The following is a 22,643-nucleotide window of genomic DNA, read 5'->3' as shown; positions in this document are numbered from 1 at the left end:
TGCCGCATTCCGCTCAGAACCAGATATTTCGGTGAACAAGAACGCCCTTGGGGCGATCACAGAGGGGGGAGTCATGGCGAAGACCGCACTCATCACGGGTGTGACCGGACAGGACGGCTCGTATCTGTCGGAGCTGCTGCTCGAGAAGGGGTACACGGTCCACGGACTGATACGCCGTTCGTCGAGCTTCAACACCGAGCGGATCGATCACATCTACCAGGGGCCCGAGGAAGCGAATCGTTCCTTCGTGCTCCATCACGCCGACCTCTCCGACGGTGTCGCACTGGTGAACCTGCTGCGCGACATCCAGCCCGACGAGGTCTACAACCTGGGCGCACAGTCCCATGTCCGGGTGTCCTTCGACGCCCCGCTCTACACCGGTGACGTCACCGGGCTCGGCACCGTGCGGCTGCTGGAGGCGGTCCGCGCGAGCGGCATCGACACCCGGGTCTACCAGGCGTCGTCGTCCGAGATGTTCGGCGCGAGCCCGCCCCCGCAGAACGAGAAGACCCCGTTCCACCCGCGCAGCCCGTACAGCGTGGCCAAGGTCTACTCGTACTGGGCGACGGTCAACTACCGTGAGGCGTACGGGATGTTCGCCACCAACGGCATCCTGTTCAACCACGAGTCCCCGCGGCGCGGCGAGACCTTCGTGACCCGCAAGATCACCCGTGGGGTGGCGAGGATCAAGGCGGGCCTCCAGGACCGGCTGCATCTGGGCAACCTCGACGCCGTACGCGACTGGGGTTACGCCCCGGAGTACGTGGAGGCGATGTGGCGGATGCTCCAGTGCGACACCCCGGACGACTACGTCGTGGCCACGGGCGAAGGGGTCAGCGTCCGGCAGTTCCTGGAGTACGCCTTCGAGCACGCGGGCCTCGACTGGGCGGAGCACGTCCGCTACGACCCCAAGTACGAGCGTCCCAGCGAGGTCGACGCGCTGATCGGGGACGCCTCCAAGGCGGAGGAACTCCTCGGCTGGAAGCCGGAGGTGAAGTCGCGCGAGCTGGCCCGGATCATGGTGGACGCGGACATCCGGCTGCTGAGCGACCAGCTCACGGGGTCCTCGGTCAGGGTGGACCGATGAGAGGGCCGAGACGTCTCAGACGCACCCGGGGCGGTGTCCTCGCCTCGATCATGGCGCTCACGGCGGGCGCGCTCGGGACCTCGTCGGTCACCGCTCCCCCGGCCGCCGCGCTCACCCCACCGGTCGGCTTCACCGCCGACGCCCTGTCCACGTACCAGACCAACGGCATCGTGTGGGCGCTCGCCGAGGCCGACGGTGTCGTCTACGCGGGCGGCACCTTCTCCACCGTCCGGCCGGCCGGCTCGCCCTCCGGGAGCAACACCACGCCCGCCGTGAACTTCGCCGCCTTCGACGCGTCCACCGGTGCGCCCACCGGCTGTTCGCTCTCCTTCACCCGGAGCAGCGGCACCGCCACGGTCCGGGCGCTCGCGGTCTCCCCCGACAAGTCCACGCTCTACGTGGGGGGTTACTTCAACGCGGTGAACGGCCAGGCCGCCAACGGCCTGACCGCGATCAACACGGCGACCTGTCAGCCCCGTCCGGGCTTCGCCCCGCAGTTCGGTGCGACGGTGCGCGCCCTCGACGTCGCGGCGGACGGCACGGTCTACGCGGGCGGCGACTTCCAGACGGTCAACGGCACGGCCAGGCGCTTCTTCGGCGCGGTCACCGCGTCCGGCGCGCTGACCGGCTGGAATCCGGACGCCGACGAACCCGGCCGCACCCTGAAGGTCACGCCGGACGGGGAGAGCGTCCTGATCGGCGGCGACTTCTTCACCGTGGGCGGGACCGCCTCGCACGCGCTCGCGGTCACCAGCCGCTCCACCGGCGCCGTCACCCGTGCCTACGGCGCCACGTTCATCCCGTCCTCCGCCGTCATCAAGGACATCGTCACCGACGCGGAGTCCGACGGCTGGTACGCGGCGGGCGAGGGCGCGGGCGGCGCCTCCTTCGACGGCAGGCTCGCCATGGAGCTCGACGGCTTCGGGCAGCGCTGGCGGGACACCTGCCAGGGTGCGACCCAGGCGGTCCGGGTCTACAAGGGCGTGCTGTACGCGGGCAGCCATGTGCACGACTGCTCGACCATGGGCGGCTTCCCCAACCAGGTCCGCAAGCACCTGACGGCGCAGTCCGTCGACGACCCGGATCTGCTGGGCTGGCTGCCGGACACCAACGACGGCATCGGTGAGCCGGTCGGGCCCCGCGCGCTGACGGTGTCCTCGCGCGGCGGCCGGGACTTCCTCTGGGTGGGCGGCGAGTTCACCACGGTCAACGGGGTCGGGCAGCAGGCGCTGACCCGGTTCGCGAACACCCCGGACACCGGGGCACCCGCCGCTCCCGCGGTGAGCGTGTCCGCGCCGAGGGCCGGTGAGGTCAAGGTCAGCTGGCGCAGCAGCCTGGACCTGGACGACAGCCTGCTGACGTACCGGGTCTACCGGGACGGCGGCTCGGCTCCGGTGTACACGACGACGGGCTCCTCGCTGTTCTTCAGCAGGCCGCAGCTGACCTTCACCGACCGGGACGTGGTGGCGGGCCGGACGTACAGCTACCGGATCACGGCGAGCGACGGCACCAACACAGGTGGGCTGTCCGCCGCCGCCTCGGTGACGGCCGCGTCCTCCGCCTCGCCCTATCAGGAGAAGGTGCTCGCCGACGGGGCCGACCTGTACTGGCGCTACGACGAGGCGGGCGGCGCCTTCGCCGCGGACGCCTCGACGAGCGACAACGGCGGTGTGTACGTGAACGCGCCGTCCTACCGCGCCACGCCGTCCGCCGTCGCCGGGTCGGCCGCGCTCTCCCTCAACGGCACGGACGAGTACGTCTACAGCGACCGGCTGCACCACTACACCTCGCCCACGCCGTACTCCGTCGAGACATGGTTCCGCACCACGTCGACGACCGGCGGGCGCATCGTCGGGTACGGCAACAACATCGGTACGGAGCGCGGGCACACGAGCAGCATCAGCGACAAGCTCGTGTACCTGACGAACGACGGCCGGCTCGCCTTCGGGGTCCAGAGCGGCAACACCCGTCCCACCATCACGTCGGCCGGCTCCTACAACGACGGCGCCTGGCACCACGCGGTGGCCACGCAGGGCCCGTCTGGGATGGTGCTGTACGTCGACGGGGAGGCGGTCGGCAGCGACCCGGCGAGCGGCAACCGCTCGTACAACGGGTTCTGGCGGGTGGGCGGTGACGCCATGAACAACGCCTGGCCGAACCGGCCCACGAGCGACTACTTCGCCGGGCAGGTCGACGAGACCGCGGTCTACCCCTCGGCGCTGACCGCCGCACAGGTGGCGGAGCACCACGAGCTGGCTGGCACCCCGCCGGGTCCGGGCGACAGCACGGTCGCCGTCACCCCGGACGAGGACGCCTACGTCAACAGCGTGGCGGCGAACACGAACTACAACGACAGCCAGCTCGCCTCCCGGGGCACCACGGCCTATGTCGGCTATCTGCGCTTCACCCTGCCGTCCGCCCCGGCCGGCCAGGTGCTCAAGAGCGCGCGGCTCGCCTTCCGGACGTCGTCGGACTCGACGGCGGGTTCGGCCGAGAGCCACAGCATCGTGCCGGTCACCGGCGCGTGGACCGAATCGGCGGTCACCTACAACACCCGGCCGTCGCTCTCCACGACCGTGCTGGGGACCATTACCGGCGCTGCTTCCGTCTCCACCGACTATTCGGCGGAACTGAACGCGTCCGCACTCGGCGGGGCCCTCGGCTCCGCCACCTCACTCGCCCTGACCAGCAGCGGGACGGACAGTCTCCGCATCTGGTCGAGCGAGGCAACGGCGGCCTACCGGCCGCAGCTCGTCCTCACCTTCGGAGATGAATGATGAACGGAAGTACGGGGCGGAGACAGAGGGGACGGGGCCGTGTGCGGGCCGCGTCCGCCGCGCTCTGCCTGTTCGCCGGAGCCCTGACCGCGACAGCGGCCGGGGCCTCCCCGGCGGCGGCGCTGACACCGCCGGTGGCCCTCACCGCGGACGACCTCACCACCTGGCAGACCAACGGCATCGTGTGGTCGATGGCCGCGACGGAGGTCACCGTCTACGCCGGCGGCACCTTCTCCACCATCCGCCCTCCGGACGCGGCGGCGGGCACATCGGAGCAGCCGGCGGTGAACTTCGCCGCGTTCGACGCGGCGACGGGCGCGCCGACGGGCTGCAGCCTGTCGTTCACCCTGTCCTCGGGCACGGCGACCGTACGGGCCCTCGCGCTCTCACCCGACGGGGAGACGCTGTACGCGGGCGGGCAGTTCGGCGCGGTGAACGGGGTGGGCGTCAGCAACATCGCGGCCGTCGACACCGCGACGTGCACCCCGCGCCAGGACTTCAAGATCTCCGTCTCCGCGACGGTGCGCGCCCTGGACGTCACCGCGGACACCGTCTACCTGGCCGGTGACTTCAACAGCGTGGGCGGCGAGACGAGGAACAAGTTCGCCGCCGTCACCACCGGCGCCGACCTTCTGCCGTGGACCGCAAACGCCGACGAGGTGGCGCGGGCCGTCCAGGTGACCCCGGACGGGCAGCACGTGGCGCTCGGCGGTGACTTCTTCACCGTCAACGGCACCACCTCGCACGCCCTCGCGGTGGTGGACGCCACCACGGGCGCGCTCACCACGAGCTACCCGGGCTTCATCCCCAACACCTCGACGGTGCAGGACCTCACGACGGACGCCACCGGGCTCTACACCGCCAACGAGGGAACAGGCGGCGGGGTGTTCGACGGCCGGATCGCGATCGACCTCGACGACTACCAGCAGCGCTGGCGCGACACCTGCCTGGGCGCCACCCAGGCCGTCCTGGTCCATTCGGGCGTGCTGTACAGCGGAAGCCACGCCCATGACTGCGCCAGCATGGGCGGGTTCCCGGACCAGCCGCGCAAGCACCTTCTGGCCCAGTCGGTCGACGATCCGACGCTGCTGCCCTGGTTCCCGGACACCAACGACGGCATCGGTGAGCCCGTCGGGCCCCGGGTGATGGCCCAGACCGACAAGGGCGGACGCCACTACCTGTGGGTCGGCGGGGAGTTCACCACCGTCAACGGCGCGGGGCAGCAGGGTCTCACCCGGTTCGCCGACGGCCCGGACACCGGAGCGCCCTGGGTGCCCAACGTCAGCCTCTCCACGGTCACCCCGGGGCAGATCGACGTCCAGTGGCAGACCAGCTTCGACACGGACGACGGTGAGCTGACCTACCGGATCTACAAGGACGGCGCGAGCACACCCGTCCACACCACCACCGGGTACTCGCTGTTCTGGGACCGTCCGCAGCTGAAGTGGACGGACACCGATGTGGCGGTGGGCGAGACGCACTCGTACCGCATCACCGCGAGCGACGGCACCAACACCAGCGCCAAGTCCCCGGCCCAGTCCGCGACCGTGGCCGCGTCGACGCAGGGCTATCCGGCCCGGGTGCTGTCCGACGGCGCCTCGCTCTACTGGCGTTACGACGAGGGGACTTCGACCTTCGCGGCCGACACCACGGGCGGGCTGAACAACGGCTTCCTGCGCAACGCGCCCGCCTACCAGCAGACCCCTGCGGCGATCGCGGGCGACTCGACCGCGATCGGCTTCGACGGGACGAGCGAGTACGCCTACAGCAACAAGCGCCATGCCCAGCCCACCCGCTTCACCGTGGAGACCTGGATCAAGACCACGACGACCCGGGGCGGCAAGATCATCGGGTTCGGCAACCTGACGATGCAGAACAGCACCCGCTACGACAAGCAGGTGTACATGGCCAACAACGGACGGCTGGTCTTCGGCGTCTACAGCGGCGGATACCGGACGGTCACCACGACCGGGGCCTTCAACGACGGCGAGTGGCACCATGTCGTCGCCAGCCAGGGCTCGGGAGGTATGGCGCTGTACGTCGACGGGCAGCTGCGCGCGTCGAACTTCCTCTACACCTCCAACGAGAACTACCCCGGGTACTGGCGGGTCGGCGGCGACAACCTGGCCAGCTGGCCGAACCGTCCGACGAGCAACTTCTTCGCCGGTCAGATCGACGAGACCGCCGTCTATCCGACCGCGCTGAGCGCTTCCACGGTCAGCGCGCACTACGCCCTGAGGACGGGTGGATGAGGTATCCGTTCCTGGCCGGCGCCGCCGTCGCTCTCGCGACGGCGGTGCTGGCCGCCTGCGGTTCGTCCGGCGGGTCCGGCGACGGAGGCGGGAAGGCCGCCGCGGGTGGCACGCCGCCCGCGGCGGCCTCCGCCGCGCCCTCCGTCGCCGGGCCCACGGCCTCCCCGTCCGGCTCGCAGGCCGCGAAGCCCAGCAGTACGCCGAAGGCCCCCGCCGGGGACGTCACCCCGGCCACCGGGTCCTTCACCAAGAAGCAGAAGGAGTATCTGACCGACCGCGTGCCCAAGGGGATGGACCCGGCCGCGGTGCTCCAGACCGGGCAGGAGACCTGCGACCGGCTGCGCTATCTGGTCAAGGCCGACCGGGACATCGCCGTCGCCGCGGTCGTCTCCGATGAGGTCACGGACGCCGGACCCGCGGTGGCGCACCTGTGCCCGCAGCACCAGGACGTGATCGACGAGGCCGCCCTCGGTTACGCCGACGGCACGCACAAGGGCGCCGCCCTCCGGCCCGGACGCTACCGGGCGCCCTCCCCCACCAAGGCCTGCAGCTGGCAGGTGGCGGGGGCCAAGGGCAAGGAACTGGAGGCGGGCTCCTCCGGCACCGGCAAGCAGGTGGAGATCACCATCGCCGACTCCGCCCGCACCTTCACCTCCACAGGCTGCTATGCCTGGCTGCCGCAAGGAGACAACGGATGAGCAAGCTGCCCATCGCCGTGGCGATCCCCACGAAGAACGAGGGCCTGAACATCGCCGAGGCGGTGAAGTCGGTCCTGGGCCACTTCGAGGCGGTCGTCGTGGTGGACTCCCACAGCACCGACGACACGGCGAAGATCGCCGAGGAGTGCGGTGCCGAGGTGGTCACGTACACCTGGGACGGAGGGCATCCGCGCAAGAAGCAGTGGTGCCTGGAGAACGTCCGCACGGACCTGGACTGGATCCTGCTGCTCGACGGCGACGAGCGGCTCAGCCCGGGGCTGCTCGCGGAGCTGCGGCGGACGTTCGCCGACCCGGAGAGCCCGAAGCCGGCGGCGTACGACATCCCGCTGGGCTACTGGTTCTCGGGGAAGCGGCTCCGGCACGGCTACACGATCCGCAAGCGTTCACTGACCGACCGGACCAAGTGCTACTACCCGGAGGTCGGTGACCTCGCCGCGCCGGGGATCGGAGAGGTCGAGGGCCACTACCAGCCCGTCGCCACCACCGCCCAGGCGCTGAGCAACCCGATCGAGCACCAGGACCTGGACCCGGTCACCGCGTGGTTCGAGCGGCACAACCGCTACTCGGACTGGGAGGCGTGGCTGGAGCACCACCCGGAGGTGAAGGAGCAGGTGCGGAAGGTGAAGTCCCGCCAGGGGCAGCTCTTCCACAAGGCGCCGTTCAAGCCGCTGGTGTCGTTCGCCTACATGTACGTCTACCGGCGGGGCTTCCTCGACGGGCGGGCGGGGCTGGACTTCGCCCTGGCGATGAGCTTCTACCGCTGGCAGATCGCGCTCAAGTCGCGCGAGGGAAAGACCGGTTGACCCCGCGCTCCCTCCGGCGGACCACGTCCTCGTAGGTCCCCCGGAGGGTCCGGGTCACGGCTTCGATGGTGAAGTGCTCGTTGACCAGATTCCACGCGGCCTTCCCCGCACGGTCGTTGGCCTCGGGTTCCAGGAGCTCCAGGACGGCGTCGGCGACCTTGCGGGCGTTCTCCGCGTCCTCGCCGACGCGGCTGTCGACGACCCGCCCGGCACCCGCCTCCGCGACGTCCGGCCCGAGGCCGCAGGTGCGGGTGATGACGGCGGGCGTGCCGACGGACATGGCCTCCAGGACCGAGACGCCGAGGGGCTCCTCGATCGACGGCAGGACGTAGACGTCGGCCTCCCGCCCGGCGGCGAGCACCTCTTCGTGGCCCAGCGGTCCCACATGGTCCAGCGAATCCAGGACGCCGAGCCTCCGGGCGAGCGCGAGCGTGCCGGGCAGGGCGCCGGTGTCCGGACCCGCGAGGACGAAGCGGGCTTCGGGGTGCCGGGCCAGGACGGCGGGCATCGCGGCGACGAAGTCCTCGGGGCGCTTGCGCTCCTGGACGCGGGCGAGGAAGAGCACGGTCGGCGGGCGTTCCGGGTCGCGTGCGGGCTTGCGCTCCTGGGGGCGTACGCCGTTGACGAGCCGGACGGTGTTGGTGAGGGCGACCGGCGCGGCGACCGCGTTCACGTCGAGGCGCTCCGCCTCGGTGAGGTGGAGCACGGCGTCGGCGCGGCGCAGCACCGTGCGGACGCCCAGCAGGTCGGTGAGCTGGGCGACGCGCTTCTCGGTCGGGTCGACCATGCCGTGGGTCTGGACGACGAGCGGGGTGCGGGTGGCCAGCGCGAGCAGTGCGGCGGGCAGGGTCACCAGGTCGCGCATCAGGTGGACGTGGACGAGGTCGGCGCCGCGCATCATGCGCCGCGCCGTGTTCAGCAGGGCGCCGGAGGTGATGCCGCTGACCTCGAACATCGGGAGCAGGTGGCGGGCCTGGAAGAGGTGCACGGGCACTCCTTCGACCTCGCCCGGCAGAGCGCCGCCGAAGCCGTCGCCGAGCGCCATGATGCGGGCGTCGTCGCCGTGGGCCCGCTGGACCTTGGAGAGGTTGAGCGCGACCCGGGTCGGACCGCCGAAGGCGTGGTCCGGAGTGTGCAGCGTGACGATGTGCAGGATCTTCACCAGGGTTCCCCTCAACCTCGGCCGACTGTTCACAGACTAGCCATCGCATCCCCTCAAGTGGGCTGATTCGTTAGAGTGTTCACGGGCCGGATGGCCAGGCGAACGGGGCCCTCGGGCCGGTGATCGGGGGGTCATGACGTCCGTGCACGAGACGGTGGGGACCGCACCCGCCCGCAACGACGTCCCGCGTCCGCCGGTGGAGCCCGCCCCGCGCCCCCTGACCTGGGCGATGCTCTCTCGGGCCGTGTCCGTGCCGCTCATCCTGGGGCTGGTCTGCTTCCTCCCCGCCGTGATCGCGGCGCAGCCGGGGTCCGGGGTCCGGGACACCGCGTACTGGCTGCAGCTGGTGCTGACCTGCTACGCCGGGGCCCGGCTCGCCACGATGATCCTCTCCACCCGGCGGCGGCTGCTCCAGGGCGTCTTCTGGATGTTCGTGTACATCGCCATGGGGGTCGCGCCGTTCGCGCAGCTGGTGATCGGGCAGACGCCGACGCCGATGGTGGGGCCGCGCTCGGACCTGGTGACCGCGATCGCGATGATCCTGGTGGGCTGCGCGGCCTTCGACCTGGGGGCACTGCTGGCCTCGCGGCGCCCGCTGCGGCGGCGTACGGCCTCGCGCAGCTCGGCCGGGCCCGCCGTGGCGCACCGGATCAAGCTGCGGCTGCTGGTGGTGATCGCGCTGCTGGCGAGCGGGTACTACGTCGTCAAGCTCGGCGGGCCCGCCGTCTTCTTCTCCAGCCGCCAGGAGATCAGCGCCACGGTCGCGCAGAGCGGGGTGGTCTCGGAGGAGTCGAACGTCGGCTCGGCGTTCCTGAAGGGCTTCGGCACGGTCCCCGCGCTGCTCGCGTTCCTCTTCTACACCCGGCGCCTGGTGACCTCGCGCCGTGCGCGGCGCTCGCCGTCGACGGCCCTGGTGTGGGTGGTGCTCGCGGCGGTGAACCTGGTCGTCAACAACCCGATCTCCAACGCCCGTTACTGGTTCCTGACGGTGCTGGTCTCGCTGCTCTTCACCGCGTTCCCCAGCAGCGCCGCGATGTACCGCTCGGTGCTGACCATGGGGGTGGTGGGCGCCCTGGTGCTGTTCCCGTACGCAGACCGCTTCCGTTACGACGACGAGGGCTACCGGCCGGTGCAGTCGGCCTCCGTCTTCGAGCCGCTGGCCACCAAGGACTACGACCAGACGGTGATGTTCGCCAACACCATCTCCTGGGTGGACACCCGGGGCCACACGTACGGCCGTCAACTGGCGGGCTCCGCGCTCTTCTTCGTGCCCAGGGCGGTGTGGAGCGGGAAGCCGGAGGACACCGGGGTCCGGGTCGGCCAGTGGATGGGGATGAACATGACCAACCTCTCGGCCCCGCTGTGGACCGAGTTCTGGGTCGACTTCGGCGCGGCCGGCATGATCGGCGGGCTGGCGCTGATCGGTTACGCGGCGGCCCGTACGGACCGCAGATACGCGCTGGCCGTCACCCGGGCGGGTCCCGGACCGGGCAGTGTGCTGGCGATCGCGGCCCCCCTGATCGCGGGGTACACCTTCATCCTGCTGCGCGGTCCGCTGCTCCAGGCGGCGGGGAAGCTGGCGATCGCCGCGCTGTGCCTGCTGCTGATCACCACGTTCAGGGAGCAGAAGGCAGCGCGCCGGCGCTGAGGGACTCCTTCGCGTCAGGGTTCCGCCGGCGCAGCCGGGCGACCCTGGTCCAGGTGGCGGCGGCCTTGCAGAGCGAGCCGAGGCACAGGCCCCAGGCGGCCCCGGGGACCCCGCCGAGCGCGTAGCCCCCGGCCATGAGGGCGACGGCGGTGAGCGAGAACACCACCTGGATGCTCAGGGTGGTGCGCGGGTCGAGCATGCGCAGGGCGAGCAGTCCGCAGGTCCCGACGGCCATCGCGGCGTACTGACTGCCGGTCGCGGGGAGCAGCGCCGCCGCCGTGGGCCAGGTGTCGCCGAGGAGTTCGCGTCCCGCCCGGTCGGGCAGCAGGGCCAGCGCGGTCGCCCAGAGGGCGGCGGTGGCCGCGAGGACGGCGGAGAGGCCCGCGGTCGCCCGCACCCGCCGCCGTTCGTCGGCGATCCGGCCGAGCAGGGGCGGGCCGAAGGAGGTGGCGGAGGTGAACAGCACGTTGAGCGGCCCGAACAGGGTGGTCGCCCCGCGCAGGGCACCGACCAGGAGCGGGTTGCCCACGGCGCCGAGGCCGAGCACGGAGAGCTGGCTGGTCGCGTTGCCCACTCCGAACTCGACGACGAAGCGCTGCCCGAGGTGACCGCGCCGCAGCATCGGGCGCAGTGCCGTCGGGGCCCCCGCGGTGGCGCGGTGCAGCAGGACGGCGGAGAGCAGGAGGGCCGGCAGGGCGGACAGCCCCCAGACCAGGATCAGCCGGGCGGGCTCGGCCCCGTACACCTGGACGGACAGGGCGCCGAGGACGCACAGCAGCCGCACCAGGTCGGAGCCCAGGGCCAGATGGGGCCGCTGGAGGGTGGAGAAGGCGTAGCGCAGAGCGTCCTGCCCCAGCACCACGGGCAGGACGAGGCCGAGCATCATCAGGGCGCGGGCGGTGTCCCCGGGGACGAGCAGGCAGACGGCGGCCATGAGCGCGCCGAGCGCGGCCGACGCCCCCACGGTGAACACGACGGCCGAGCGGCAGGCCCCCCGGGTGGCCTCGCCGCCGCCGCGCCGCAGGACCAGCGGCTGCCCCGTGTACGCGCCGGAGACACCCAGGAGCACGGTGAAGACGAGGTAGACCGCGGAGAAGCGGGCGAAGTCGGCCACGGTGGAGAGCCGGGCGGCGGCCACGAGCACGAGGATGTTGGTGAGCGCGGCCACGCCCTGGTCCGCGACCGAACAGAGGATCGCGGTATGGGCTCTCACCGGCGCGCTCCCGGGAGGGTGAAGGAGCGCAGCCCCATGGTCTCGGCGGGGTCCCCGGTGGTCTCCGGCGCGTCGGGTTCGACGGACGGGGTGCCGGACCCGCCGCCGGTGCGGCGCCGGGCGGACTTGTGGCGGCGGTCCGCGCGGCGCAGCCTGCCCCGGCCTGGATGGAGCAGGGCGCCGAGCACCGAGCCGCCCGAGGCGCTGATGATCTCGCGGATGCGTTCCAGGTCGCTGCGGTGCACCTCGCGGGGGTCGCAGACGATCATGACGCCCTCGACCCGGTCGACGAGCGCGACCGCGTCGGCGTAGGAGAGCACCGGCGGGGCGAGCACGATGACCACGGCGCCGGGGCGGTCGGCCTCGGCGACGATGCGGGCGACGGGGGCGGAGGTCAGGGCGCGCGGCACGTTGTCCGCGGTGGCCCCGGCCACCAGGGCGAAGGCTCCGGAGCCGGGCACGTCGACGTTGTGGCGGGCACCGGTGGGCCAGCTGCCGTCGCCGTCCTCGCCCGCGGCCCAGCGCGGGGGGCGTACCTCGTGGGCGGAGGAACCCAGGTCACGGGCGAGCGACGGGGTGCGCAGATCGGCCTCGACGAGCAGGACGTCGCGCCCCATCTCGGCGAACGCGGCGGCCAGGTTGACCGCGGCGGCCGCCGCCGCGGAGTTGTCGCCGCGCGGCGCGGTGACCAGCAGCCGGCGGCGCTCGGCGAACGAGGGGTCGTAGGCGAGCCGGAAGGCCACCGCCCGGTACTCCTCGGCGAGCCGGGAACCGCTGCGGCCGATGGCGAGCAGGGTGCCCACGGCCGCGCGTTCCCTCGGCAGGGTGCCGAGCAGGGGCCCGCCGAGGGAGCGGACCAGCTCGCGCGGGGAGCGCACGGCGGGGTCGAAGACGAGGCGCACCCAGGAGAGCAGCAGCCCGAGCGCGAGCCCGACGACGGCTCCGAGCCCGAGGAGGAGGGGCAGTCCGGCGCCGGTGGGCTCGGTGGGGGCCACGGGCTTCTTGTTGAGGTAACCGGGCGTGGTGTCCAGCGCCTTGAGTTCGGAGATCTTCCGGCTGAGTTCGGAGATGGAGACGATGATGTTGGCGCGGGCGCTGCTGACGTCGTCCGCCGCGTCGACGCCGGTCCGCTCCTCCAGCAGGTCGCGCTTCTCCTCCAGCGGTTCGAGCTGGGCGCGGTAGCCGTTCGCCATGTTGTCGATGCTTTCCTGGGTGCGCGCCTTGCGGTGCGCGAGGTAGGCATTGGCCAGGGCTTCGGCGCGGGAGCGGGCCTGCTCCGGGGAGGCTCCGGTGTAGGAGAAGCGCAGGGTGAGCGTGTTGGGCGGGTTGGTGACCTGGAGTCCGGCCAGCAGCTTTCTGGCGGTGACGTCGTCGCCTTCCTTGAGCAGGGTGCCGGCGGCCAGGTCGCCCACGGTGTCGCTGACCGCGGTCTGCCGCTCCGAACCGATGTTGATGCCCTTGTCTGCGGAGGCACCGGTGGCGAAGGGGTCGGCGGTCGCGGAGCGCACCTGCACCTCACCGGTGGCGGTGTAGGTGTCGTCGCCGCTCAGGGCGAGGAACCCGCCGCCGAGCAGCCCTACGACGACGCCTCCGGCGAGGAGGGCGCGATAGCGCAGGAGCTGACGGAACTGGTCGCGCAGCAGCGCGGGTTCGTCCTGGTCGTCGAGGGGCCGGATCGGATGCGTCATCGGCGTGTTCTCCCTTGTGCGTCCCCGGCCTGCGTGTCGTCCCCGGCCCGCGTGGCCCCGGCCTGCGTGTCGTCCCCGGCCCGCGCGTTCCCGGCCGGTGTGACCCCGGCCCGCACGTCGCCGAGCGCCTCGGTGAGCAGGGCGTCGAAGCGGGCGAGGCCCGCCTCCCGGCTCAGATGGTCCGCGACATAGCGCGGCCCCTGGGCGCCCAGGGTGCCCGCCGCCACCGGATCGGCGGCCAGCTCTCTCACGGCGGCGAGGAGCGCGGCCGGGTCCTCGGGGGCCACGAGGACCCCGGCCCCCGAGCGGCGCACCTCGTCGGCCGTGCCGCCCTCGTCGGCCACGGAGGCGACGACGGGGCGTCCGGAGACGAAGTACGAGGTGAGCTTGGACGGCACGCTCATGTCGAGCACGGAGGCCCGCTGGGTCACCGCGAGCACATCGGCCGCGGCGAGCACGTCGGTGAACTCGTCCGCGCCCGCGGGCGGCAGGAAGTCGAGGTTGGGCAGCCCTCCGGCGAGCTCGCGCAGTCCGTCGCGCTGGTTGCCGTCGCCCATCAGGACGACCCGGATGTCCGGGGCCAGCCGCGCGAGGCCGACGAGGACGTCGAGGCCCTGCTTGAGGCCCATGTTGCCGGAGTGCAGCACCACCGGGGTGCCCTCGCGCCATCCGAGGCGGGCGCGGGTGGCGGCACGATCGGCGGAAGGGCCTTCCACATGGGTCCAGTTCGGGACGACGCGGATGCGTCCGGGGTCCACGCCGAGAGCGGTGACGCCCTCCACGAAGCTCTCGTGGATCACACCGACCAGGGCCGCGTCACGCAGTGCGTAGCGCTCCGCCTTCGCGGCGACGACCGCCGCCCTGCCCCCGCCGCGGATTCCGCTCTGCGCGGCCGCCGCGCCCATCAGGTCCTGGACGACGGGTATATGAGGGACGCTGTGGCGGCGTGCGAGCCGGGCGCCTATGACACCGCCCGCGAGGCTCGGCATCTGGGAGATCACCGCGTCGGGCCGCCCCGGTGGCGGGGCGAGGACGCCGTGGAGGAGCACCGTCGCCTCGAACGCCCCTCTGCGCAGGGCGGTCTGACGGGGCGGCACATAGTGGCGCCGCCGGTGCACGCGCACGCCTTCGCGGCTCTCCTGACTGCGCCACACCCCCCGGTACCGCTCGTCCACGCGCCAGGCCGGGTAGTGCGGCATACCGGTCAGGACCTCGGTCCTGGCCCCCGCCGCCGCGAAGTGCTCGGCGAGCTGCGTGGCGTACGGGCCGATGCCCGTCACCTCGGGGGCGTAGTTCGTGGAGACCACAAGAAGTCTGCGGTTCTCGAACAGTCTCTGATGCTCATCAGCGGACAACGGATGATCGCCTTCCCCCCGGAACAGCCTCTTCTTCGAGCTTATCCGTTCACGGGATGCACAAGTGTTCTTCACAGTAAGGTCGTTGCACCAGTTCCACCGTGGGGGGAGAGAACGGATGGTGCAGCACAGAGTCGGATACGCGCCGGGGGTGTACGACTTGTTCCATGTCGGACACCTGAACATCCTGCGGCACGCACGCAGCCAGTGCGACTACCTGGTGGCCGGGGTCGTCTCCGACGAGATGGCCGCCCTGGCCAAGGGCCACAAGCCGGTGATCCCGCTGCCCGAGCGGCTGGAGATCGTGCGCAGTGTGCGTCATGTGGACGCCGCCTTCGTCGAGACCGTTCCGGACAAGGTGGAGACCTGGCAGCAGGTCCGCTTCGACGTCATCTTCAAGGGGGACGACTGGCGGGGCACCGAGAAGGGCCTGCGCCTGGAGCGGGACTTCGCCGAAGTAGGGGTGGAGGTCGTCTACTTCCCGTACACCGTGCACACGTCCAGCACCCAGCTGCGCAGGGCACTGGACGTGCTCGTCAGCCGGCCCGGAGCACTTTCAGCTCCCTGAACCACTTGGCCAGGAACGCCACGAGGAACACGGCGTGCACGACCGCGAGCACGGCGTACCCGGCGCGGAAGGCACCGGGTGCGCCGAGCAGCAGGAAGACCAGGCAGAAGATCCCGTAGTCCGCGGGCAGCAGGGCCACGGCCCGCAGCCGGGACACCGGAGCCGCGGGGCCGGGTGCGGCCGGAGCGGTGCGGGCCGCCGCCTTTCCGAGCTGCTCGCGCAGGAGCCCGGCGCAGAAGGTGAGCACAGCGGTGAAGAGAAAGCCGAGCGGGAGCAACAGCCAGCCCTCTGAGGGCAGTTCGGCGAATCGGTAGAAGCAGATCAGCACGGCCGCGTGGACGAGGATCATCTTCGCGCAGTCCACCACATGGTCGAGCCACTCGCCGTCCGGCCCGCCCCGCCCGGTCAGCCGCGCGAGCTGCCCGTCGGCCGAGTCGAAGGCGAAGCCGACGGCCAGGCCCGCCCAGACGGCGGCGCCGAGCCACCAGGACGGCTCCGCGAGTGCCACCGCGGCGATCGAGGCAAGAGTGAACACCGCACTGATCAGCGTCACTTGATTGGGTGTCAGTCCCGCACGGTACGCGCCCGCCGCGAGCAGCCGCCCGGCCGGGCGGTTCACGTACCGCGAGTAGAGCGAGACACCCTTGGACGACTTCTGTGCCCCGCGCAGTTCGCGCAGCACCGTACCCGTACTCGACATACGCCCCCCAGCGCCCGTTGGTACCCCGCCGCATCATCGCAGAAAGGGTGCGAACCGGCGGGAAAATGCGCAGGACGCGGGCGGAAAGGGGGCGGTGGCAGGCCGGAAGTCTCAGGGGCGCTCGCCCGGCCCCCGCTCCGTGCCGGGCTCCGGCCCCGGTTCGGTGAGCTGTGCGTCCAGGTCGTCGAAGAGCAGCTCGCCGCGCTCGATCTGGCCCGTCCGGTACGCCGAGCGCGCCACCAGATGTGCGGCGACCGGGCCCGTCATCAGCTGGAAGAACCCGATGAGTGCCAGCGTCGCCAGGTCCATGCCGCTGCGCAGTCGCAGCGCGACCCCGGCCAGCACCAGCAGCAGCCCGAGGGTCTGCGGCTTGGTCGCGGCGTGGCTGCGCGAGAGGACGTCCGGCAGCTTCAGCATGCCGACCACCCCGAGCAGGCAGATCGCCGCGCCGAGGAACACGAGAACCGCCCCGGCCGTGTCCGTGATCTGGAGCCAGACGCTCATTTCCGTCCCTCCCTGCCCAGGGGCTTGCGGCGCGGCCGGGGCTTGTCGCGTACGGCGATGAAGCGGGCGATGCCCACCGACCCCGTGAACCCGAGGAACGCGAGCACCAGCATGATCGGGAAGTAGAACGGGTCCCGGGCGAAGGCGGACTTGGCGCCGAGCCCCGCGATGATCACGGCGGCGAAGACATCGAGGCCGATGGCCCGGTCGAGCATCGAGGGACCGCGGCTGATCCGGACGAAGAGCAGTGCGCCCGCCACGACGACAAGGACGACGGCGGCGGTGATCAGCACCCGGTCGACGGTCTCGGGGCCGCTCATGCGTCCTCCCCCGCGTGGTCGGAGCCGGGGACCGGCGGCGGCGGCTCGTCCACCCGCGCGATCTCCTCCGGGGTGCCGAACGCCCGCACGGTCAGTTTCTCCAGCTTCCAGACCGAGCGTCTGGCGGCCTCCAGCTCGGCCGGCCGGTCCGCGTCGAGGACGTGCAGGAAGAGCGTGGCCGTTGCCCTGCGCACCTCGACGACCGAGCCGCCCGGCACGTTGGACACGGTCACGGCGGTCGCGGCGAGCATCAGATCGGTGCGGCAGCGCAGCGGTACGCCGATGACGGCGGGCCGGTGCGGCCGGTCGGAGAAGATCTGCCGGGTGACCTTCACCCCCGAGGTGTACATGTCGTACAGCAGATAACCGGCGAGCAGCAGGATGCCCCAGGGGTGCAGGCGCAGCCCCAGATCGACCTGGGGCAGCGGGAACGCCAGGCAGACGACGATGGCGACCACCGCGCCGGTGACGACGTTGGCCCAGGTCAATGTGGACCAGAGCAGGACCCAGATGAAGGTGAGCCAGGCGATCAGCGGGAGATCGAGCACGCGGCGCCTGCGACCGGCGAACTCGACGCTGTACGGGGGCAGATGGGGATTGCGGTACGACAGGGTGATCAGGCGCCTCACGGGCCGAGCACCTCCTCCACATAGGGCCGGCGCGCGATCAGCTCGGCTGCCGAACGGTCGGTGAAGGCCGTCAGCGGACCGGCCAGGACGGTGAAGGCCAGTCCGAGCGCGACGGCGCCGGCGGTGGCGGCGATCATGAGCCGGGGCGGGTGGATCGTGGTGGTGACGGCCTGCCCGTGCAGGGTGGCGGTGACGGTCTGTCCGGCCGGGGTCAGACCCACGCCCTCGTCGCCCGTGCCGGGAATGCGGTCCGGACCGGTGTCGGGGTCGTCGTCCTCCGTCTCGTCGGCGGTCTCCAGGACGGTGCCGTAGGCGGCCTGGCCGGGCGGCTCGGTGCGCCAGAAGGCGAGGTTCCAGATCTTGGCCATCACGTACAGGGTGAGCAGGCTCGTCACGGTCGCGCCCGCGACGAGGACCCAGGCCCAGGCGCTGCCGTCGGCGACACCGGCCCGCATGAGCCCGAGCTTCCCGATGAAGCCGGAGAGCGGGGGGATGCCCGCGAAGTTCATCGCGGGCAGGAAGAAGAGGACCGCGAGCAGAGGGGTCGCCCTGGCCAGTCCGCCGAGCCGGGTCAGCTCGTTGGTGCCGCCGCGGCGTTCGATGAGCCCCGCGACGAGGAAGAGCGTGGTCTGCACGGTGATGTGGTGGGCGACGTAGAAGATCGCGCCGCCGTACGCCTCACGGGTGGCGAGGCCGATGCCGAAGACCATGTAGCCGATGTGGCTGATGAGGGTGAAGGAGAACAGCCGCTTCAGGTCGGTCTGGGCCACCGCCCCGAGGATGCCCACGATCATCGAGGCGAGGGCGACGGCCATGAGCAGGTCGCCGAGCCGGTTGCCGGGGAAGAGCAGGGTTTCGGTGCGCAGCATGCAGTAGATGCCGACCTTGGTCAGCAGGCCCGCGAAGACGGCGGTGACGGGCGCGGGCGCGGTCGGGTAGGAGTCGGGGAGCCAGGCGGCCAGCGGGAAGACGGCCGCCTTGATGGCGAAGACGGTCAGCAGCATGGCCTGCACCAGGGTCTGCACACCCAGGGGCAGATCGGGCAGCCGGACGGCCAGCTGGGCGAAGTTGGCGGTGCCCGCGGCGGCGTAGGTCATGGCGATCGCCGTCAGGAACAGCATCGAGGAGAACAGCGAGATGATCACGTACGTCGAGCCCGCCCTGATCCGGGGGCCGGTACCGCCGAGCGTGAGCAGGACGAAGCTGGCGACCAGCATGATCTCGAAGCCGACGTACAGGTTGACGAGGTCGCCCGCGATGAAGGTGAGGGAGACCCCGGCGACCAGGATGAGATAGGCGGGGTGGAAGACGGCGACGGGAGTCTCCTTGTCCCGGTCCGCCATGCCCTGGCCGAGCGAGTACACCAGGACGCAGAGGGTGACCGCGGAGGACACCGTGAGCATCAGCCCGGAGAGCCGGTCCGCGACGAGCGTGATGCCGAGCGGCGGTGCGAAGTCGCCGAGGTGGACGGAGAGGGGGCCCTGCCGGTCGGCGGCGATCATCAACGCCACCGAGAGCCCCAGCACGGCGGTGAGGACGGCGACACTGATGAAGCGCTGGAAGCGCGCGAGCCGGGTCCCGAAGGCGAGGCTCAGCCCGGTGGCGCAGAGGGGCAGCAGGACCGGCAGCGGCACGAGTGCGTTCATCCGGCGGCTCCTCGGTCGTCGTTGGTGTCGTCGTTCACGTAGTCCTCGGGGTCGGCGCCCAGCACGTCGTGCCAGAGGTCGCCACTGGCGTCCCGCCCCCGGGCCTGGAGTGCGCGGTCGGCGCGCAGCCGGGCCGCCAGCCGGCGGTGTTCAGCCCGATAGCGCGCGCGGTCCGAGCGCGTACGGCCGGACTCCGCCCGGTACTCCTCCCGGAGTTCGGCGCGTCTGCCCAGTACCTCGGCGCGCAGGAAGATGCGCCGGTCCTCCAGGTCGTCGTGCACCTCGTCCGTGCCGGTCAGCTGGTAGCTGCGGTAGGCCATGGCGAGCAGGAAGGCCGTGGTGGCCAGGGTGATGACGATGGCGGTGAGGGCGATGGCCTGGGGCAGCGGGTCGGTGACCCGGGCAAGCGGCACTCCGTAGAGGAGGGGGGCGGCGCCTGCCGAGCCGGTCGACGAGAGGACCAGCAGATTGATGCCGTTGCCCGCGATCACCGCGCCGAGCAGGATGCGGGTGAGCGGGCGGGTGAGCATGAGGATGCCGCCGACCGCGCAGAGCACGACGGCGGTGGCGAGGAGCGAGACGCTCATGGTCATCGGTTCGGCTCCCCCGTTCCCGTGCCGGTACCCGGGCCCGTCGCGGGGGCCAGTGCGCCCGCCTCCCGTTCGATCTGCCGGTCGATCTTGGCGCCGAGCGCCCGCACGATGTCCAGGACCACGCCGAGCACCAGCAGATAGACGCCGAAGTCGAAGAGGACCGATGTGCTCAGGTGGTAGTCGCCGAAGACGGGCAGCCTCCCGTGGTAGGTCCAGGCGTGCAGCACCGTCCCCTCGGCGAGACCCCCGAGGGCGACCGCGGTGGACACGAACAGTCCGAGCCCGGTGAAGAGTCCGGGCTGGAGCGGCGCGGCCTCCGCCAGCTCGAACCTTCCGCCCGCCAGATAGCGGGTGATGAGTCCGAGTCCGGCCACGAGACCCGCGACGAAGCCGCCGCCCGGCATGTTCTCCGCGCAGAACAGCAGATACAGGGAGAGCACCAGGATGGGGTGGAAGAGCAGCCGGCCCACCACCTCGAAGACGACGGAGCGGTGTTCGGGCGCGAGCGTGGCACCGGCGGCCAGCCAGCTGCGTTCGGGCGCGGTGTCGTCGCCCTGCGGCAGGCCGGAGAGCGGGTGGGCCGACATCGCCCAGGCGGTCTCCCCCCGCAGCTCCTCCCTGCTGAAGGACGTCTCGCTGCGGCGGTGCAGATAGATGAGGCTGGTGACCCCGATCGCCGCCGCGGCGAGGACGGCGGACTCCCCCATCGTGTCCCAGGCGCGCAGATCGACCAGGATGGTGGCCACCACGTCCTTGAGGCCGTGGTGGGCGACCTCCTCGACCATCGCCGTGCCCGCGGGCTCGGCGACGCGTGCGGCACCCGCCGCCCACACGGACACACCGATCGTCGCCGCCGCGCCCAGCGCCACCGGGATGCGCAGGGACCGGCGCCAGGTGCCGATCGACTCCTCGAAGCGCACCGGCATCCGGCGCAGGACCAGCACGAACACGATCATCGACACGGTCTCCACGCAGAACTGGGTGAGCGCCAGGTCGGGCGCGCCCTGTACGACGAAGAGGAGCGCGGCCCCGTATCCGGTCAGGCCCGCCAGGACGACGGCCTTCATCCGGCGGCTGACGGTCAGACAGGAGAGGGCGGCGGCGCAGGTCAGCGCGGCCACCGCGCCCTGGAGCGGGACGTCCCACACCCGGGGGGCGACCCCTCCCTCCCAGGGGCGGTCCGTGACCAGGACCGCCAGCTGGCCGGCCAGCATCGCCGTCAGGGTGATGGCCAGGTAGCCGGAGAGCGAGCCGCGCTGGACGAATCCGGTGAGCTGGAGGGCGAGGCGTTCCAGGCCGAGCAGCAGGTGCCCGAAGACGCTGTCCGCCGTCGGCCAGGCCACGCGCCGGGAGATCCGGGTGACCGCCGCGCGCCCCGCGAAGAGCAGCGCGCCTCCGGCCCAGGTGACGGCGGAGAGCAGCAGGGCGGTCCCGAAGCCGTGCCAGAGCGCGAGGTGGAAGGGGTGCGCGGGGGCGGGGAAGACATCGGCGTACGCGGCGAAGAGGTGGTCGGTCCATCCGACGCCGGGGCCGAGGACCAGCCCCGCGACGGCGAGCACGGCGGGCGGGCCCAGGATGGCGGCGCCGACGGGGTGGACGGGGGTGTCGGCCACGCCGGGCTTGCGGGCGAACGCGCCCCAGACGAAGCGCAGGGTGTAGGCGACGGTCAGCACCGAGCCGACGACGGTTCCGGCCAGCACCCAGCGGTCGACGACGTCGCCGTGGAGCAGCGCGTGGAAAGCGGCCTCCTTGGCGGCGAATCCGAGCATGGGTGGCAGGGCGGCCATGGACGCCGCCGCGAGCACGGCCACCGCGCAGACGTACGGCGTGCTGCGGGCGAGGCCGGAGAGTTTCCTCAGGTCCCGCGTGCCTGCGGAGTGGTCCACGATGCCGACGACGAGGAACAGCGCGGCCTTGAAGAGGGCGTGCCCCAGGATCATCGCGGCGGCGGCCAGTGCCGCGTCCCGGTTCCCGGCCCCGGCGAGGACGGTGAGGAAGCCGAGCTGGCTGACGGTGCCGTAGGCGAGCACGAGTTTCAGGTCGTGGAGGCGCAGGGCACGCCAGCCCCCGAGGATCATCGTCGCGGTGCCGAGCACGAGGACGACCGGCCGCCAGACGGGTACGTCGGCGAAGGCGGGGGCCAGCCGCGCGACGAGGTAGACACCGGCCTTGACCATGGCCGCGGCGTGCAGATAGGCGCTGACGGGGGTGGGCGCGGCCATGGCGTTCGGCAGCCAGAGGCTGAAGGGCCAGATCGCCGACTTGGACAGCGCTCCGCAGAGCACGAGGACGACGGCCACGGACAGGGCGAGGGTCGTCTCCGGCGGGTCGGCGAGGATCTCGGAGATCCGGTAGGTGCCCGCCGCCTCTCCGACGATGAGGAAGCCGACCAGCATGGCGAGGCCGCCGAGCGTGGTGACCGTGAGTGCCTGGAGTGCGGAGCGGCGGTTCTTCTTGTGTTCGCTGCTGTAGCCGATCAGCAGATAGGAGAAGACGGTGGTCAGTTCCCAGAACACGTAGAGGGTGATGAGGTCGTCGGCGAGGACGAGGGCGAGCATGGCGCCGGCGAAGGCCAGCAGATTCCCGGCGAAGGAGGCCAGTTGGGGTGCGTCGTCGCCGAAGTAGGACACGCAGTACAGCAGCACGAGCATGCCCACCCCGGCCGCGAGCAGCACCATCAGCTCGGCGAGTGCGTCGAGGCGCAGGGCGACCGACACGTCGTACGTGCCGATCCACTCCCAGGACCAGGTGACCGCACGGCCCGACTCGGTGACGTCCCACTCGGACACCGCCCACACGGTGGTGGCCGCCGGGGGCAGCGCGAGCACGGCGAAGGCATACCTGCCGAGCCGCCGTACGAGCGGCGCCGCGCACGCCGCCAGGACGAAATGGCTGAGGATGAGGGCGATCACGACGGGGGATCCGGAACAAAGGGCACCGAATACAGATATATCCCCCAGCCCTGTTCACCCGTACGGC

The 22,643-nt window shown here is 71.7% G+C and carries 17 protein-coding genes and 1 pseudogene; 7 read left to right on the top strand and 11 right to left on the bottom strand.

All coding sequences use genetic code 11. The annotated features are described in order from the left end of the window. Window positions 1-73: 73 nt before the first annotated feature. Genes gmd through AMK10_RS14980 form a run of 5 tightly spaced genes read left to right on the top strand, consistent with a single transcriptional unit; the run spans window position 74 to window position 7,638 of the window. On the top strand, window positions 74-1,087 hold the full coding sequence (gene gmd, locus AMK10_RS15000) for a GDP-mannose 4,6-dehydratase (protein ID WP_073748283.1): 1,014 nt from the start codon (window positions 74-76) through the stop codon (window positions 1,085-1,087). Beyond that, entirely contained in the window at window positions 1,084-3,864 is a 2,781-nt protein-coding gene (locus tag AMK10_RS14995; RefSeq protein WP_079180699.1) for a LamG-like jellyroll fold domain-containing protein, read from the top strand. The genes gmd and AMK10_RS14995 overlap by 4 nt, the downstream gene beginning before the upstream one ends. Further along, the gene (locus AMK10_RS14990; protein WP_073748281.1) at window positions 3,861-6,116 is read left to right on the top strand and encodes a LamG domain-containing protein; all 2,256 of its coding nucleotides are present in this window, start codon (window positions 3,861-3,863) and stop codon (window positions 6,114-6,116) included. Before AMK10_RS14995 ends, AMK10_RS14990 begins: the two co-directional genes overlap by 4 nt. Continuing rightward, window positions 6,113-6,814, top strand: a complete 702-nt coding sequence (locus AMK10_RS14985) for a hypothetical protein (RefSeq protein WP_073748280.1) — start codon at window positions 6,113-6,115, stop codon at window positions 6,812-6,814. The genes AMK10_RS14990 and AMK10_RS14985 overlap by 4 nt, the downstream gene beginning before the upstream one ends. Next, on the top strand, window positions 6,811-7,638 hold the full coding sequence (locus tag AMK10_RS14980) for a glycosyltransferase family 2 protein (RefSeq protein ID WP_073748279.1): 828 nt from the start codon (window positions 6,811-6,813) through the stop codon (window positions 7,636-7,638). The genes AMK10_RS14985 and AMK10_RS14980 overlap by 4 nt, the downstream gene beginning before the upstream one ends. Here AMK10_RS14980 and AMK10_RS14975 read toward each other — a convergent pair. After that, window positions 7,610-8,800 (bottom strand): glycosyltransferase, encoded by a 1,191-nt coding sequence (locus tag AMK10_RS14975; protein ID WP_073748278.1) that lies wholly within the window; start codon window positions 8,798-8,800, stop codon window positions 7,610-7,612. The genes AMK10_RS14980 and AMK10_RS14975 overlap by 29 nt on opposite strands. Before the next feature lie 133 nt (window positions 8,801-8,933). Between AMK10_RS14975 and AMK10_RS14970 the strand changes: the two genes are divergently transcribed. Then, window positions 8,934-10,448 (top strand): hypothetical protein, encoded by a 1,515-nt coding sequence (locus tag AMK10_RS14970; RefSeq protein WP_073748277.1) that lies wholly within the window; start codon window positions 8,934-8,936, stop codon window positions 10,446-10,448. Here AMK10_RS14970 and AMK10_RS14965 read toward each other — a convergent pair. The 3 genes and pseudogenes from AMK10_RS14965 to AMK10_RS14955 all read right to left on the bottom strand — a co-directional run. Then, entirely contained in the window at window positions 10,417-11,661 is a 1,245-nt protein-coding gene (locus AMK10_RS14965; protein ID WP_073748276.1) for a hypothetical protein, read from the bottom strand. The two genes, AMK10_RS14970 and AMK10_RS14965, sit on opposite strands and share 32 nt — an antisense overlap. After that, window positions 11,658-13,349 carry a lipopolysaccharide biosynthesis protein gene (locus AMK10_RS14960; protein WP_073748275.1) on the bottom strand — a complete coding sequence of 564 codons (1,692 nt, stop codon included), beginning with the start codon at window positions 13,347-13,349 and terminating at the stop codon, window positions 11,658-11,660. The genes AMK10_RS14965 and AMK10_RS14960 overlap by 4 nt, the downstream gene beginning before the upstream one ends. 110 nt (window positions 13,350-13,459) lie before the next feature. Beyond that, window positions 13,460-14,656: pseudogene (locus AMK10_RS14955) on the bottom strand (glycosyltransferase); the annotation flags it as partial. Window positions 14,657-14,822: 166 nt separating this feature from the next. Between AMK10_RS14955 and AMK10_RS14950 the strand changes: the two are divergent. After that, window positions 14,823-15,272, top strand: coding sequence for an adenylyltransferase/cytidyltransferase family protein (locus AMK10_RS14950; protein WP_073748274.1), 450 nt, complete (start codon window positions 14,823-14,825; stop codon window positions 15,270-15,272). On the opposite strand, the gene AMK10_RS14945 is transcribed toward AMK10_RS14950, so the two are convergent. The 7 genes from AMK10_RS14945 to AMK10_RS14915 all read right to left on the bottom strand — a co-directional run bounded on the left by AMK10_RS14945 (window position 15,241) and on the right by AMK10_RS14915 (window position 22,576). Beyond that, entirely contained in the window at window positions 15,241-15,972 is a 732-nt protein-coding gene (locus AMK10_RS14945; protein ID WP_073748273.1) for a CDP-alcohol phosphatidyltransferase family protein, read from the bottom strand. The genes AMK10_RS14950 and AMK10_RS14945 overlap by 32 nt on opposite strands. Window positions 15,973-16,083: 111 nt before the next feature. Further along, a complete protein-coding gene (gene mnhG / locus AMK10_RS14940; RefSeq protein WP_073748272.1) occupies window positions 16,084-16,476 on the bottom strand; it encodes a monovalent cation/H(+) antiporter subunit G in 393 nt (130 codons plus the stop codon). After that, entirely contained in the window at window positions 16,473-16,796 is a 324-nt protein-coding gene (locus AMK10_RS14935) for a monovalent cation/H+ antiporter complex subunit F (protein WP_073748271.1), read from the bottom strand. Before AMK10_RS14935 ends, mnhG begins: the two co-directional genes overlap by 4 nt. Then, window positions 16,793-17,425: a Na+/H+ antiporter subunit E gene (locus tag AMK10_RS14930; RefSeq protein ID WP_073748270.1), complete on the bottom strand. Its 633-nt coding sequence runs from the start codon at window positions 17,423-17,425 to the stop codon at window positions 16,793-16,795. The genes AMK10_RS14935 and AMK10_RS14930 overlap by 4 nt, the downstream gene beginning before the upstream one ends. Continuing rightward, window positions 17,422-19,071: a Na+/H+ antiporter subunit D gene (locus AMK10_RS14925; RefSeq protein ID WP_073748269.1), complete on the bottom strand. Its 1,650-nt coding sequence runs from the start codon at window positions 19,069-19,071 to the stop codon at window positions 17,422-17,424. The genes AMK10_RS14930 and AMK10_RS14925 overlap by 4 nt, the downstream gene beginning before the upstream one ends. Next, window positions 19,068-19,664: a Na(+)/H(+) antiporter subunit C gene (locus AMK10_RS14920; RefSeq protein WP_073748268.1), complete on the bottom strand. Its 597-nt coding sequence runs from the start codon at window positions 19,662-19,664 to the stop codon at window positions 19,068-19,070. Before AMK10_RS14920 ends, AMK10_RS14925 begins: the two co-directional genes overlap by 4 nt. Further along, the gene (locus AMK10_RS14915; protein ID WP_073748267.1) at window positions 19,661-22,576 is read right to left on the bottom strand and encodes a Na+/H+ antiporter subunit A; all 2,916 of its coding nucleotides are present in this window, start codon (window positions 22,574-22,576) and stop codon (window positions 19,661-19,663) included. The genes AMK10_RS14920 and AMK10_RS14915 overlap by 4 nt, the downstream gene beginning before the upstream one ends. Window positions 22,577-22,643 lie beyond the last annotated feature (67 nt).

This window comes from Streptomyces sp. CB02058 (genome assembly GCF_001905505.1).
Taxonomy (GTDB): domain Bacteria; phylum Actinomycetota; class Actinomycetes; order Streptomycetales; family Streptomycetaceae; genus Streptomyces.
The sequence above is the reverse complement of the archived record's forward strand: the minus strand, read 5'-3'. Positions and strand labels throughout refer to the sequence as shown.

Bases quoted from the DNA above. Each gene is read 5' to 3' on its own strand.
- gmd (WP_073748283.1), top strand. From the start codon at position 74: ATGGCGAAGACCGCACTCATCACGGGTGTGACCGGACAGGACGGCTCG.
- AMK10_RS14995 (WP_079180699.1), top strand. From the start codon at position 1,084: ATGAGAGGGCCGAGACGTCTCAGACGCACCCGGGGCGGTGTCCTCGCC.
- AMK10_RS14990 (WP_073748281.1), top strand. From the start codon at position 3,861: ATGATGAACGGAAGTACGGGGCGGAGACAGAGGGGACGGGGCCGTGTG.
- AMK10_RS14985 (WP_073748280.1), top strand. From the start codon at position 6,113: ATGAGGTATCCGTTCCTGGCCGGCGCCGCCGTCGCTCTCGCGACGGCG.
- AMK10_RS14980 (WP_073748279.1), top strand. From the start codon at position 6,811: ATGAGCAAGCTGCCCATCGCCGTGGCGATCCCCACGAAGAACGAGGGC.
- AMK10_RS14970 (WP_073748277.1), top strand. From the start codon at position 8,934: ATGACGTCCGTGCACGAGACGGTGGGGACCGCACCCGCCCGCAACGAC.
- AMK10_RS14960 (WP_073748275.1), bottom strand. From the start codon at position 13,349: ATGACGCATCCGATCCGGCCCCTCGACGACCAGGACGAACCCGCGCTG.
- AMK10_RS14950 (WP_073748274.1), top strand. From the start codon at position 14,823: ATGGTGCAGCACAGAGTCGGATACGCGCCGGGGGTGTACGACTTGTTC.
- AMK10_RS14945 (WP_073748273.1), bottom strand. From the start codon at position 15,972: ATGTCGAGTACGGGTACGGTGCTGCGCGAACTGCGCGGGGCACAGAAG.
- mnhG (WP_073748272.1), bottom strand. From the start codon at position 16,476: ATGAGCGTCTGGCTCCAGATCACGGACACGGCCGGGGCGGTTCTCGTG.
- AMK10_RS14935 (WP_073748271.1), bottom strand. From the start codon at position 16,796: ATGAGCGGCCCCGAGACCGTCGACCGGGTGCTGATCACCGCCGCCGTC.
- AMK10_RS14925 (WP_073748269.1), bottom strand. From the start codon at position 19,071: ATGAACGCACTCGTGCCGCTGCCGGTCCTGCTGCCCCTCTGCGCCACC.
- AMK10_RS14920 (WP_073748268.1), bottom strand. From the start codon at position 19,664: ATGACCATGAGCGTCTCGCTCCTCGCCACCGCCGTCGTGCTCTGCGCG.